14 protein-coding genes are annotated in these 13,700 nt (G+C 41.3%); 7 read left to right on the plus strand and 7 right to left on the minus strand.

Translation table 11 applies throughout. The features are described from left to right. Window positions 1-27: 27 nt before the first annotated feature. Window positions 28-1,236: a NupC/NupG family nucleoside CNT transporter gene (locus tag QUD05_RS27220; RefSeq protein WP_289798795.1), complete on the minus strand. Its 1,209-nt coding sequence runs from the start codon at window positions 1,234-1,236 to the stop codon at window positions 28-30. A gap of 299 nt (window positions 1,237-1,535) precedes the next feature. After that, entirely contained in the window at window positions 1,536-1,670 is a 135-nt protein-coding gene (locus QUD05_RS27225) for a hypothetical protein (RefSeq protein WP_289798796.1), read from the minus strand. Window positions 1,671-1,881: 211 nt separating this feature from the next. On the opposite strand from QUD05_RS27225, the gene QUD05_RS27230 reads away from it, so the two are divergent. The 7 genes from QUD05_RS27230 (at window position 1,882) to QUD05_RS27260 (ending at window position 6,388) form a co-directional block, all read left to right on the plus strand. Beyond that, window positions 1,882-2,661: a cysteine hydrolase family protein gene (locus QUD05_RS27230; protein ID WP_289798797.1), complete on the plus strand. Its 780-nt coding sequence runs from the start codon at window positions 1,882-1,884 to the stop codon at window positions 2,659-2,661. Window positions 2,662-2,893: 232 nt separating this feature from the next. After that, a complete protein-coding gene (locus QUD05_RS27235) occupies window positions 2,894-3,349 on the plus strand; it encodes a cupin domain-containing protein (protein WP_194042486.1) in 456 nt (151 codons plus the stop codon). 274 nt (window positions 3,350-3,623) lie between these two features. Next, window positions 3,624-3,779: a hypothetical protein gene (locus tag QUD05_RS27240; protein WP_289798798.1), complete on the plus strand. Its 156-nt coding sequence runs from the start codon at window positions 3,624-3,626 to the stop codon at window positions 3,777-3,779. Between the two features lie 30 nt (window positions 3,780-3,809). Then, entirely contained in the window at window positions 3,810-4,148 is a 339-nt protein-coding gene (locus QUD05_RS27245) for a DUF433 domain-containing protein (RefSeq protein WP_289798799.1), read from the plus strand. Next, window positions 4,075-4,503, plus strand: a complete 429-nt coding sequence (locus tag QUD05_RS27250; RefSeq protein ID WP_289798800.1) for a DUF5615 family PIN-like protein — start codon at window positions 4,075-4,077, stop codon at window positions 4,501-4,503. Before QUD05_RS27245 ends, QUD05_RS27250 begins: the two co-directional genes overlap by 74 nt. A 490-nt stretch (window positions 4,504-4,993) precedes the next feature. Continuing rightward, the gene (locus tag QUD05_RS27255) at window positions 4,994-5,305 is read left to right on the plus strand and encodes a hypothetical protein (RefSeq protein ID WP_289798801.1); all 312 of its coding nucleotides are present in this window, start codon (window positions 4,994-4,996) and stop codon (window positions 5,303-5,305) included. Between the two features lie 81 nt (window positions 5,306-5,386). Beyond that, window positions 5,387-6,388 (plus strand): type 2 periplasmic-binding domain-containing protein, encoded by a 1,002-nt coding sequence (locus QUD05_RS27260; protein ID WP_502911416.1) that lies wholly within the window; start codon window positions 5,387-5,389, stop codon window positions 6,386-6,388. Between the two features lie 182 nt (window positions 6,389-6,570). Here the strand turns inward: QUD05_RS27260 and QUD05_RS27265 are convergent, their stop codons facing one another. The 5 genes from QUD05_RS27265 to QUD05_RS27285 form a co-directional block, all read right to left on the minus strand. Beyond that, window positions 6,571-7,650: a 2-aminoethylphosphonate aminotransferase gene (locus QUD05_RS27265; protein WP_289798802.1), complete on the minus strand. Its 1,080-nt coding sequence runs from the start codon at window positions 7,648-7,650 to the stop codon at window positions 6,571-6,573. An 8-nt stretch (window positions 7,651-7,658) separates the two neighbouring features. After that, window positions 7,659-8,843, minus strand: coding sequence for a phosphonopyruvate decarboxylase (aepY, locus tag QUD05_RS27270; protein ID WP_289798803.1), 1,185 nt, complete (start codon window positions 8,841-8,843; stop codon window positions 7,659-7,661). 157 nt (window positions 8,844-9,000) lie between these two features. Beyond that, on the minus strand, window positions 9,001-10,656 hold the full coding sequence (gene aepX / locus QUD05_RS27275; RefSeq protein WP_289798804.1) for a phosphoenolpyruvate mutase: 1,656 nt from the start codon (window positions 10,654-10,656) through the stop codon (window positions 9,001-9,003). Window positions 10,657-10,894: 238 nt separating this feature from the next. Next, window positions 10,895-11,650 carry a phosphocholine cytidylyltransferase family protein gene (locus QUD05_RS27280; protein WP_289798805.1) on the minus strand — a complete coding sequence of 252 codons (756 nt, stop codon included), beginning with the start codon at window positions 11,648-11,650 and terminating at the stop codon, window positions 10,895-10,897. Window positions 11,651-11,898: 248 nt separating this feature from the next. Next, window positions 11,899-13,536, minus strand: coding sequence for an alpha/beta hydrolase (locus tag QUD05_RS27285; RefSeq protein WP_289798806.1), 1,638 nt, complete (start codon window positions 13,534-13,536; stop codon window positions 11,899-11,901). Between the last annotated feature and the right edge of the window lie 164 nt (window positions 13,537-13,700).

The raw sequence follows: 13,700 nt of genomic DNA on the forward strand, positions 1-13,700 counted from the left end.
GCGATTTATCGCGTCTCTCTAACTTTTTCAAATCAACACCCCAGCAATACAAGCGGTGATAAAACCCGCTAACAATCCGCCAATCATTGACCTTACACCCATACGAGCTAAGTCATGCTGGCGATTAGGTGCTATCCCCGCAATGCCGCCAATGGTAATGCCAATTGAACCGATATTTGCAAAATTACATAATGCGTAAGTTGTAATAATTACTGCCCGTTGAGAAATTTTTCCACTTTCAATTAGTGCCTTCAAATCCAAAAAAGCAATAAACTCATTCAAAATTGTTTTTGTACCCAATAAAGCCCCAACTTGCCGACAATCAGCCCAAGGTATGCCCATTAGCCACGCCACGGGAGCCATGAGAAAAGACAAAATCCACTGTAGTGAGAGTTGTTGTAAGCCCACAAATGCCCCCAACCATCCCAGCAATGCATTCAGGGCAGCTAATAATCCCAAAAAGGCGATAATCATCACCCCAACATTAACTGCTAGCTTCACGCCGTCAATTGCTCCGGTGGTAGCAGCATCAATTACATTTACATAATTGGTTTCTACATACGCTTTTGCTTTGCCAGCCGTCTCTGATACTTCTGTTTCTGGGTAAAGTAATTTTGATACCACCAACGATGTGGGAGCAGTCATAAAGAAAGCAGCAATCAGGTGTTCTGCTGGGATGCCAAAGGAAAGATATGCTCCTAGTACTCCCGCTGCAATTGTGGCAAAACCACCCGTCATCACGGCATGGAGTTCCGATTGCGTCATATTCGCTATATAAGGTTTAACCATCAGCGCCGACTCTGTTGGCCCCAAAAAGATGTTACCTGCACAAGATAAAGATTCAGAACCCGATGTTTTCATCGTCTTCATCATTACCCACGCCATCACGTTTACAACTCGCTGTAAAATGCCGTAGTAATACAACACACTGATGAAGGCAGAGAAAAAGATAATTGTCGGCAGCACTTGGAAAGCAAAGAAATGATCCTTAAAATTTTCTCCAAAGACAAATTTTGCACCAACATCAGAAAATGCTAAAAATTGACCGACAATATCTCCCAGAGATTTAAACAGATTTAAACCCCAAGCAGTTTTAAGAATCACTAATGCAAACACAAACTCCAATCCCAAACCCCATGCCACTATTCGCCAACGCACCGCACGACGATTAACAGAAAAGGCGTAGGATATACCGATAAAAACTAAGATTCCCAACGCAGAGATGGCGCGTTCCATGATTACTCCTGAAAAGGTATTGTTAAGGCACTTAGTCACAGAGCATACACAAAATCTGCCTTTTTTTGGGGTTTTGTAGTCAATTGCTAGAGTTTTGATGCTGTAAATAAGAATTTAGCGATGTCTACGGTGTCACTGAGCGCAGCCGAAGGGCTACGCCTACGCACATTCATATCTTGTTACAAAATTGCCTGCCCAAACCTTAAGCACATTTATATTAATAGGAACAATCAATGTAAACAGGAAAAAATTAACCTTGGAGGGAAAAGAGAACTATTGATTAATTTGCCAACAAAGTGTCAGTGTTCAAAACCAGACAGTGGATGCTGGCGCACCCAAGCAGCAAGGCGTTCAGCATCAGACAAAGTAAAAGTGGCACTATCGGTGGATGTGGGCGTTGAAAAAGCCAGGTAGTAATAGCTTACTTTTGCCATCTATGACAGTGCCAATTACTTGTAGATTGGGGAAAATGACTACGGTTGCACCATTGACGATCTATATATCTACCTTTGGATAATCATCACTGACGGCAATCAAAACATTCTAGATAGTGAAATTTACCATATTTAACCTTAATTAAGTAATTGTATTTTGACTTGAATTTCAAGTTACAAAATAGAAAATGGTGTTGGGTACTGGAATTTTATGAATCTACCATTACGGACATTGGGAGTTGCGCCAAATGCGTGGACAGTGAATGATGCGATCGCAGATATCACTCGCCCATCAAAGACCCCACAACCCGTTATCTTATCAACAGAAACTAAAACCCTGCGCCTAGACTTGGCAAAGACTGCTATCCTCGTCATTGATATGCAAAACGACTTCTGTCACCCTGATGGCTGGTTAGCGCATATCGGTGTGGACGTAACTCCGGCGCGTCAGCCTATTAAACCTTTGAACAACTTACTTCCCGAACTGCGTGAGGTTGGTGTTCCAGTCATTTGGGTAAATTGGGGAAATCGTCCCGACTTGCTCAATATTAGTGCTAGTTCGCGCCACGTCTATAATCCCACAGGGGAAGGTGTGGGTTTGGGCGATCCACTACCAAGCAATGGTGCTAGAGTACTCATGGCAGGTAGTTGGGCCGCGGCAGTAGTAGATGAGCTAGAACAGATACCCGAAGATATTCGTGTGGATAAATACCGCATGAGTGGGTTTTGGGATACACCATTAGATAGTATCTTGCGGAATTTGGGAAGGACAACATTATTTTTTGCTGGTGTTAATGCCGATCAATGTGTGCTAACTACCTTATGTGATGCCAACTTCTTAGGATATGACTGCGTGTTGGTTAAAGATTGCACCGCCACAACTTCTCCTGAATATTGTTGGCTGGCGACATTGTATAATGTCAAACAATGCTTCGGTTTTGTCACTGACTCGCAAGAGATTTTAACAGCGCTGCAAAATGGTGAGGAGTGAATCAATTTTGGATTTTAGATTTTAGATTGATCCCATGCATGAATGCTCTTTCTTTGAGCAAAAATTTTAGATTTTAGATTTGTTCTCGCGTTTCAATTCGCTTTCTCTGGGATAATTTTAAATTTTGAATTATTCAATCCAAAATTTACAATCTAAAATCTAAAATTATGTGATTTAAGACTCAAATTTTAAGAATTTTCATGCCCATCGATAACTCAGAGGGGATAAATAAATGTACGCTACTCGTTGTGTAATTCCGGTTATCAAATCTAGCAAAGATTACCAAGTATATCGCATCAGTCCCGACGCCTCTAATCGATTAGCAATTATCTTCGATTCGACGAATGCTAATACTTCTTTGACTTGCTGCATAGAAATTTTTGATGTTGGTGGGCAAACACCCCCAAATCGCCATCAGTGGGCGGTGGAAATGTTTTTTGTTCTCAAAGGAGAAGCGATCGCTATATGTGATGGCAAGAGTGCCACGATCAAAGCTGGAGATAGTTTATTGGTCCCTCCCACTGGTACTCATTTGATTAAAAATACTGGTTCTACTCGCTTGTACACGTTGACTGTGATGATTCCCAATGAAGACTTTTCGGAATTGATTCGCAGTGGGATTCCGGCGGAGTTAGATGAAGAAGATATGGCAGTAATAGGGAGATTTGATGCTTTGATGCCTTGTTAAAATAATTTTTATAGCAGTTCTCAGTTGAGTGAGGTACAAAAACCCCACCCCTCTCCCCGCAAGCGATGAGCAGGGTGGTTTCATACAACGAGAGAAAAACTAAAACTGGGTTTCAAAGCCTCTCTCCGCTTGCCTAACGGCAGGCTGACGCCAACGTGGAGAGGAATGGAAGTGGGGTCAAAATCTATGGTTATACATGAAGAATCAAGACTTATATATTTTTCTTTTTTCGTATGAAACCACCCTGAGCCTCCCCGCAAGCGATGAGGGGGCTATGACATACCTCAATACTGCTCGGTTAAGAATTTATCTGTTGAGGCAAGCAGTTATTGAGCAGGGAGGTTCAATTATTGTTGTGCGATTTACCAGGCTTGTTGATGAAGTTAGCGATTCTCTCTCTTATGGAAGTGATGAAAAAGCGCTAAATTAGTGGGTAAAGCTAAGTCTCCCGTAACCTAAAATGTCTCTTACCGTAGCAACTGATCCCATACCTCTATCACCTGATTCTGATGGTGTTGTGCGTGTTAGTAATACTCGCGTAACTCTTGATACTTTAGTTACCGCCTTCTTGGAGGGTGTTACAGCAGAAGAGATTGTCGAGCAATATCCATCTCTTCAGCTTGCAGATGTGTACTTGGTGATAGGCTACTACCTTCGACGGAAAACTGAAGTTGATGCTTATCTAAAAATTCGACAAGAGCGTGGCATCCAAGTTCGTCAACAAAATGAGCGTCGTTTCAATCCAATTGGGATACGCGATCGCCTTATGGCAAGACTTACCCACCAAGGGCAGAGTTGAAATGCTGCGCCTTTTAGCAGACGAGAACTTTAACAACCAAATTGTTCGGGGTATTCTTCGACGAAAATCTGAGATTGATATTGTTAGAGTTCAGGATGTAGGTTTGTCCAAAACTGATGATCGAGTCATTCTGGAATGGGCGGCGCAACAGGGCCGGGTTCTATTAACTCATGATGTAGAAACAATAACTCGATATGCTTACGAGCGTGTACAGGCAGGGTTAACAATGCCAGGGGTATTTGAGATTAGTCGCAGCGTCTCAGTGGGATTGGCAATTGAAGATATCTTGTTAATCGCGGAGGGAAGTTTTGAGGGCGAATGGGAAGGACAAGTGCAATATCTCCCTCTCCGTTAAAGTCTCAGCGCGGTTTAACAATTCAAAGATTTCCCAGATTGGTTGATGTGGCGATGCCATCTATATAACATCAAGAGATATAGGGAAAATTCTATATAATCCTTCTGCAAAGGCTGATTATACGGAAAAATACTGTATAATCTCAAAATATGAATATAATAAAGAAAATTTTCGTATATTCTGACAAAACCTAAGTGTAATGCTTTTGTATCGTTAAGCTAATAATCATTCAAATTGCATCCCTCCGTCTCGCCTTCTTCGCATCACCGCGTTTTTCTGAGGCTACGGATTATGCAACTTAAAGGCGGATTAGCTTATTAAGGAAAAGATTATATGAAAACTTTCTGTATAAGAAATAGTCAGCCTGCTAGGTTATCGATGGGACGGTGCTTGAAACCTCGCCTGTGGGATGAACACTACTGAGTACAAACTGCGGCTGACTAGTTGTTGTGCTTAATTATCTATACGTAAACAATTTTTTAGTGTTATTATGCGGCTTAAATATTGGGCGATCGCATTACTAGCTATCCTGTTTTCATTAGTTTTTTCTGGGGTGACACAAGGACAAGTTCACCATGTATTCGAGAAAGCAATATCTGGGAACTCTAATCCTTCGATACTTGCTCAGTCAATGGATTCTAAACCTCGCATAAAATTTGGCTACATTAAAGATTCTCAACCTGTAAGTTATGAATCTCCTTACGGTGTAAAGGGATACTGCAACCAATTAAAAAAATACTTGGAAGGGTATTATATATTTCCGGAACACGATGAAATAATACCTTATAATAATCGATTTTAAGGTTATAAAAAAATAAATATTGAGTGCGGTGCAAATACAATTTCTGAAGAAAGAACGCAGGATCTGAAAAAACATCAAGGTGTGTTTTCAGTTCCGTTCTTCACAACAGGTGCGAAGTTTATAATTAGAAATGATAAGCGTCATTTCCTCAATGAGACTACACCGTCCTTTAAGATTGGAGTACTAGGAGAGACGACTACTGAACACGTTGTAAATAGTATCTATCCAACTGCCAAGCTTGTACCAGTTATTGATAGAGCTGATGCTATTAATAAATTGGAATCAGGCTATATTGATGCATACATTAGTGATGAAATTTTGCTGCCAAGTATCTTAAAGGAACTTGAAACAAATTCAAAAGATTCATATTCTATAGAGCCGAAAGCTTATGGATTTACTAATGAGTCTTATGGGGTTGTGGTGTACGACGACAAATTACTATTAGATAGAGTTAATAATTGGATTATTGATGAAGGACAAGAAGCGAAGAAGAGTGAATTAGAAAAACAAGCTAACTATAATTGGATATCAGAAAGACTAAAGTTTTTGTTGTCACAAGATTACTTTTATAATCTTGTCGGCTTTCTGCTAATCTTCTTGCCATTGCTATTCTTCCTTTTACTTGTTACTCACCCTTTATTTATCGCCTTAGTTGCAAAACTACCATTGTTTGCCAGATTTCTAAAGTGGATAAGACGTAGACCGCAAGGAGGAAAAAGAAGTTTTGTTGCTCCTTTGATTCGATGGATACTAGATGATGAAACGTTCAATGTGGTTACGTATAAGGCTAATAAGTCATTAGTACCGATGTACATTGATAGAGAGACTGTAGTCGCTTTAGTCAAGGAAGTAGGGCAACCGCTTGTGTATTTGAATAATGAAAGTGAGCCTTCTACGGTAGAGGTAGAAAAGGTTGCCCAGAACTTAGCACAGGAAGCAGAGAAGAATCCTCACTTCGCTAAGGTGCTAGAAACAGTGAAAGATGCAGCCACCGAAGAAACAGAGAAATGGATACGTAGTGCTGTTACAAGAGCGTTTGAGTTGCTTAAACAGGCTGTTGATCCAGGAGGTAGTTCATCATAGTTACCGCAGGCTGTAATTTTATGGTCGCAGGCTAACAACCCTATTGGAGTGGACTGGAGAGTGATCTTGGTTGTGATACAAAGGTTACTTGCAGCCGCTCAACAGGAACGTTGTGCCGCTTTAAGTTATTAGTTGGTTGTGTTGTATTTCGAGGCGATGGTTAATATTTCGGACAGGTCTAATTACTGTCTTTTTGAAATAATTTCCTTAACAACGCCAACAAAGCGTTCCATGTCGGCTTGGGTAATAGCTCCCATTGTCGAGACTCGAAAGATTGATTGAGCTAAATTCCCCTGTCCAGAATAAATTATATAATCTCGTGCTTTCAGTTGGTCGTGAAATTCTTCATAGCTGAAACCGTTTGGTAAGTAATAGGCATTCAAGACAACGGATGAACAGCCAAGAGGAAGTAAGGGTTTAATTCCAATTGAGGCTAACCCGTCTCTAACTAAGCTGGCAAGTTGGTTGTAATGTTTGTGTCTAGCACGCCAACCTCCTGCTTCTGCCATTTCTTGCAAAGCTTCTGTTAAGGCATAAAATGTCTGTACTGATTGCGTAAAAGGTGTGCCGCCTCGTTCTTGCTGCTGGTAATAAGTTGCTAAATCTAAATATAAGGTGCGGGGGATTGTGTCTACTGAAGGCAGTGTATCCCGTCGCAGAATGACAAAAGACGTTCCAGGGACACCATGCAGACATTTATTCGCTGTCGCAGCGCAAGCAGTGATTCCCCAATCTGCAAAATTTATTTCTTCAGCACCAAAGCTGCTGACTGCATCTACTAATAATTTGATACGGCGTTCTTGGCAAATTGGCGCAAGTTCCGCCAAATTATTTAGGCGACCAGTAGTAGTTTCGTGATGGACGATCGCAAGGTGGGTGATGTCGGCGTTTTCATCTAAAAGCTTGACTAAAGCCTTGATATCGATTTCGGCATCCCAAGGATGGGAAAGTGTGATGTAATCAATGCCGTGGATTTTGGCAATTTTGGATAGTCGTTCCCCATACACACCGTTTTCAATTACTAGTAATTTCCCGTTTGTGGGTACTAAACTGCTGATCATCGCTTCCATCGCGGCAGTACCAGAACCCGTGAGGAGAACTGCTGCCCAGCCGCTTCCAAGACCATAAACTTGAAGTAGCTGTTCGCGGATTCTGGTTTGAAGTTGGGAAAATTCCACCTCACGGTGACACAAATCGGGACGCAACAGGGCATTTCTGACGCGATCGCTCAAATTGACGGGGCCGGGATTTAGTAAAATCATTACCAAAGTTAGGAGTTAGGAGTTAGGAGTTGCCAGTTAGAACCAATATGGTTCATAAAGCGTTGTAAAACTTCTTCTGGGGTGAGATTGGGTCTGGGTAGCTTTTCTAAAGTTCCGGGACGGATTTTTAAATGAGCGAATTTAGGTCTGGTGTTAGCATCTGCGGTAAATAAAGTATCTAAAAGGGCGGGATCATCTCCGGCTAATGTCACGCCGTAACCGCACGCTTCGGCAATCTTGGCAAAGGAGATACCCGCAGAAACGGTGGCTTGTGCGCCTGTGGAATCGTGGACTTCATTATCTAAAAGAATATGAGTCAAGTTAGCACCGCCATAAGTGCCGATGGTCGCAAAATTACCCATCCGCATTAATGCTGCCCCATCGCCATCAATTACTACTACCTTGAGGTCTGGACGCGCTAAGGATAATCCCAATCCCATTGAGGAAGCACAGCCCATCGAGCCGACCATATAAAGATGATTGGCGCTGTCTTGACTGGCGAAGAGTTCCCGTCCCGTATATCCGGTGGTGGCAATTATTACAGTGTTTTCTGGATCGGTAAGTTCCACAATCCTAGCTAATGCTTCACTGCGAGAAACGCGTTGTTCTTTGTTATCCCGAAAAAAGCTTTGCTGAATATGAGCGCTAGCACTATTTTCTCGTTCGGGGATAGAAGAACGGCTGAGGGCATGGGGGGCGATCGCTCCTTTACGCATGATTAAAGCATAAGGACAGCGCTCTTGTTGCATATAGGCTGTGGCTCTTTGCAAAACGGGTTCTATTTGTGCTACATCTGTGGGAAAAAATTCCCAAGGTATAGTCATTGTTTGCAGCAATTTCTCTGTGATTTGCCCCATTAATTGATGTTGCGGTTCATCTTGCAATACGCGATCGCCTCTTAAAGTACAAATCAGCAACAGTGGAATCCGAAAGATATAAGTGAGGGAGGTTAGTGGGTTAACTGCATTCCCCAAACCAGAGTTTTGCATCATCACTACTGCGGGTTTACCAGCAATTGCGGCTCCAGCTGCGATCGCTACAGCATCTCCCTCATTGGCTGCGGAGATATATTTAAGTTGAACGTCATTGATGACGTAGTTAATAAAAGGCGTGAGAAAAGAACAGGGTACGCCAGTGTACCACTCAAAGCCAAGATGACGCGCAGCTTCTACAAATTCTTCTGCCTGGATCATATTAAGTGATGGGGGGAGCAGGGGAGCAGGGGAGCAGGGGAGCAGGGGGGGCAGGGGAAAAGGTTAAAGGGAAAAGGGAAAAGGAATAAATTTAATCTTTCCCCTTTTCCCCTTACCCTTTCCCCATGCCCCATGCCCAATGCCCAATGCCCCACTCCTATTGTTTTAATTGAAAAGCAAGGTCAAGATCGTCCAAAGAATTAACATCTAACCAGTTACCGCGAATATAAAGCACCTTGATCGGTTTGCCTTGCTCGATTAAATAATTGCATAATTCTGGTAAACCCAGACTGTTAAATTCCGGTCGTTTTTGCAATTCATTGAGTGCTTCACTCACCCACTCTCTACCTTGACTCCGCAAGCGCAACATCCCAATCCAGCGGCCGCTAGACTTTCTTAATTGCGTTTGTGTCGTTTTAGAAACGTTCAACAGGTTGACATCCTGTCCAAACAAAGAAAGATCGTCTGGAATTGAACAATAGGCGTAGTCAGGTGAACCGCTAACAGACTTGTTGTTGGCTACAGAATCAACCACAGCCACAATTTCTCCGGGACATTCTAATAAATCCCGCAGGATGTAGCTTCTAAATAGTAAATCGCCGTAAAGCACCAGCATTTCTTCGCCAAAACTGGCTTGAGCTACGGCTAAGGATGCTAATTCTCCCGTTGTTTCATAATCTGGGTTGCGGATGACTTTAGTCCCCGGAACATTGATAGTTTCTGCTTTGTAACCTACGACAACGGTAATATCATTGATAGCAAGTTTCTTGAATTTGTCTACCAATAACCTGAGTAAAGGTTTACCGCCAAGGGGTAACATCACCTTTGGTTTATCTTGCGTCAACCCTGCTAATTCTTGTCCTCTGCTAGCAGCCAGAACGATCGCTTGGGTATTTTGTCGTCCGTTGTTAAAGTAGCGTTTTTCAGCTTCTATGAGTTCATCCGCGCCCTGTAGCCGGAAAATTTCTTTTACGGGTGCAATATCATCTTCAATGTTGATTAAAGTTTCGCTGGCTTTCACTTCACGTGCGATCGCTTGCATACTAGCAACAGCAGCTCGAATCAGATGGTTTGCCCAGATGACCAAATTAACTTCAGCTTTGCGAAAAACATCAGTAGGTGTGCTGTAATATTTGGTCGGTATAAACACTAACGGAGAACGACCCCCCCATTCTTTAGCAAAGGCTAGCACTTGATCGGGGCGCGATGATTTACTGTGAATCAAGATCGCGGTTGCTCCAGCGGCGTGGTAAGCTTCAGCTCGGCGCAAAGCCTCCGAAAGATCCCAGCCTACAATCAAAGCTTCGAGTCGGGCGACGATGCAAAAATCTGGATCTGTCTGACTATCCTTACCCGCCTTAATTTTGCCGCAGAATTCATCAATTTCAGCCAAAGGTTGGCGACTACCGTTGATAAAGCTATTGGTTTTGGGAAAAAGCTTATCTTCAATACAGACTCCAGCGATTCCTCGCTGTTCTAACTTCTTAACTAGGCGACGCATATTATTAAAGTTGCCATAACCTGTATCGCCGTCTAATAAAATCGGGATGCTGGTGACATCAGACATGAACTCTAGCATTTCTACAACTTGAGTCCAACTGGCTTCATTATTATCTCGAACGCCATACTGAGCCGAAAGGGCTAATCCACTCGCCCAAATTCCTTTAAATCCAGCCTCTTCCACAATCCGGGCGCTAATCCCATTGTGAGCTTCCATGATGAAGTCGAGTTGAGGCGATTCTAGTAATAACCTTAATTGGGCACATTTATTTAATTTTGCAGAGGTATCATTGGGTGCAAATATTGGATGCATTTATTCTGCTTTTTTCAACCTATAGTAATAATGAAAGAAGAATTCAGAAGTCAGAATTCAGAATCAATTACTGGGAGATTCAAAATCGTCACTATATTTTGAACCACTAAATCAGATATTTAATGGGTATTTTCAACCCCTTGATTCACCCACTAGTAGCAAATATTCATACTGACTCCTGACTCACCTCGACTGCGCTCGGCGACCACCTGACTCCTGAATTCTTTAAAAGATATTTTCAGACATTTTCTGCGACTTCTATCTGAGGTAAAATATCATTTTGGGCACGTTGAATATCCTGGGGAAAATCTATTTCGAGCCAAGGTAATCCAGTAATGTCTTCGTAGCCAAATGTTTCTGGAGTTTCTAATAATAGATCCCGAATTACTTCTTCATAAGGTTCATTATCCCGTCCGTCTGCAACATACTGTTCTGTACGAGTAGCAAGACGGTGAGCAACAGCACTTCCAAAACGAAAGAATCCCACTGACTCACCTAAAAAATCATAAGCTAAACCAGGAGCTACTTGTTTACGAAACTCCACTAGATAATTATCTCTAACACAAAGCTTCACGGGTTCATCTCCCGGTTCAAAATCTCGATCTAATAAGAAGCTGTTGGGGATATTTGTCTTTATCAATCGTTCGATGATACGGCGATCGCACAATACATCTGCATCCATTAATAATATGTCATCGCCAGCAACTAAATGCTGACGTACAGTCCAAAGGCTGATTGTACTGCCTTTGGTGTAGTCAGGATTGTAAATTGTACTGACCCAACTTTCGGCTCCTAATGCTTTGATTTCATCCTGAATTCTTTGTGCTTGATAACCCACAGCAATCACTACTTCATCAATTTGGTAATGACGGAGATAGTGAAAATGCCGCTCTAGTAGGGATTTGCCGTTAAATTTCAGTAAGCATTTGGGTTGGATTTGCCCGTCTTTACCTAAGCGTCGTCCAACGCCAGCAGCTAAGATAATTGCCTTCATCGTCAAATCACCAACAGTAGCTTAGACACCAGTAAATCTGGAAATTTTCCCAGTATTTTATAATGACTGTTTTTTGCTCAAGATAATATTTGTTAATTAATTCTTAACATTGAAGAAACAGTAACTCTGTGGTAAAGTTTGTAACCATTGAATAATACTAGAGTACCAGGAGTCGAGGAGAGCGATCGCATTTCCATCTACCGTTCTGGAATATCTTTGTAAAGTTCATCTAGCTTCAAAATGTTATATTAAAACGCCTGTTGTAGTTGTTCAGATGTTAGCGATTTAATCAAACTTAACGGTAGTGGTTGCTGACTAATTGTATTAACATAATCTGTACTCAAATAGGGAAGGTAACTTGGCTGTTGAGTAACATAGTTTTCAAAAAAGGGAACACTTAAAGCTTTAACATAATGACGTGCCAAAGCCGGACTTGAACCGATTACCCGTGTAGGAACAGGTATGGTTCCATTTGGTGATTCTGCAATAGTAGAAAAGTGTGTACCGCCCTGGATAAGTGCTAAAAATTTATTTGGAGTTGTTAACCAAGTGAAAGGCTGAATTTGTTCTATTAAAGCCGGAGCAACAGTATCAGAACTGCCAGATACAATCATCACGGGAATTTTTATTTGGCTGAGGCTAGCTTGACCAAAAATACTGCTATCAACTGGATTAACTGCAATTGCTGCTTTTATTCTTACATCAGATAAGTTGTATTCAGCTTGTGGTAAATTTACTGCTAAACACTGAAGTAAAAGCGAAATATTTAACGTATTTTCCAAAGCTGGACAGTCAACTTTCAATTGCTCAAAATTAATCTTTGCACCTGCTAATGCTAATGCTGTATACCCACCAAATGATTGTCCGATTATACCAATTTTCTCTAAATTTAAATTCCCCTGAAATGCTGGATTAGACTTTGATAAACCAGTTAATTCGTCTAGTAAGAATTTAATATCTAAAGGTCTGTCAATAAGTTCTCTAGGATTGGTCACTCTATGTGCTGTACCTGATAATAATGCTTGCAGTTGTTTTGAATCACTGCCAGGATGTTCTGGAACAGCAACTACAAAACCATAAGAAGCCAGATGTTCGGCTAGATAAGCAAAACTTCTTCTGTCAGAACCAAGTCCGTGCGAAATGACAATTATCGGACGAGGAGTTTCAGCAATTGGAAGGTAAATATCGACTGGAAAAATCCGATCGCGCGAGAGGTCTTTAAGTGTGATAGTTTGCTTTAAGAAACGAGAAGTTCCGGTTTTTCCTAAATCCATCAATGGAACAATATTAAGTGTAGAAGCAGTAGTTGTCTTTTGTTGGGATTGTTGGTTAATAAGTGCTACTGATTTTTGAGTTTGATTGACTAAATTATGCAATGTTTCTGCAATTGCCAAACCCTGGTCTAAATTAATTGAAATTGCGCTCACAGGAAACTTGTGTAATACATTTAAAAGCGTAAAATCTTTTTGATCTGCGGCTGACAAAATCAGTGCTGCACGAATTGCATAAAATCCTGACAATCTAGATTCTGTTTGAATAACTTCCCCCATCTTTTTTAATAATTCTTCACCAATTGGTGTATAAAGAAACTGCGAAACTTCTACTTTATTTAAAGGAATAGGAGTTAGTAAAAGTTTTCGCAGTTGAGTTAGTTCTTTTTTATTTACATACTGAGTATATCCAGCCAAATCATCGTCTATTTTGCCTGTTCTAGCATAAGTTTCGAGCGAACTAATTGGGATAGACCTTTCTAAAAGACCGTAATTAAATCTTAGGCGCTCTGCACCTAAAGCGGGGTAAGCAGTTAGTGTAGGCAGCAACCCGATACTAAAAATTCTCAAAGCCAATTTTAGCGAAACAGTTTGTTTGCGTATAAAATGAGTCATTACATACCTCTTAAAATAGTATATTAACGGTTAAGGAGAGCGATCGCGTTTCTGCTAATCAATGGCTGCTATAGCTTTAGCAATTTCCGTTTGAAGCTCCATTGATAATTCGATCCTGATATCAGGATTGCAAAAATAAACATACCATTCAATAAAGCTAAAAA

It is taken from the genome of Nostoc sp. GT001, assembly GCF_030382115.1.
GTDB lineage: Bacteria > Cyanobacteriota > Cyanobacteriia > Cyanobacteriales > Nostocaceae > Nostoc.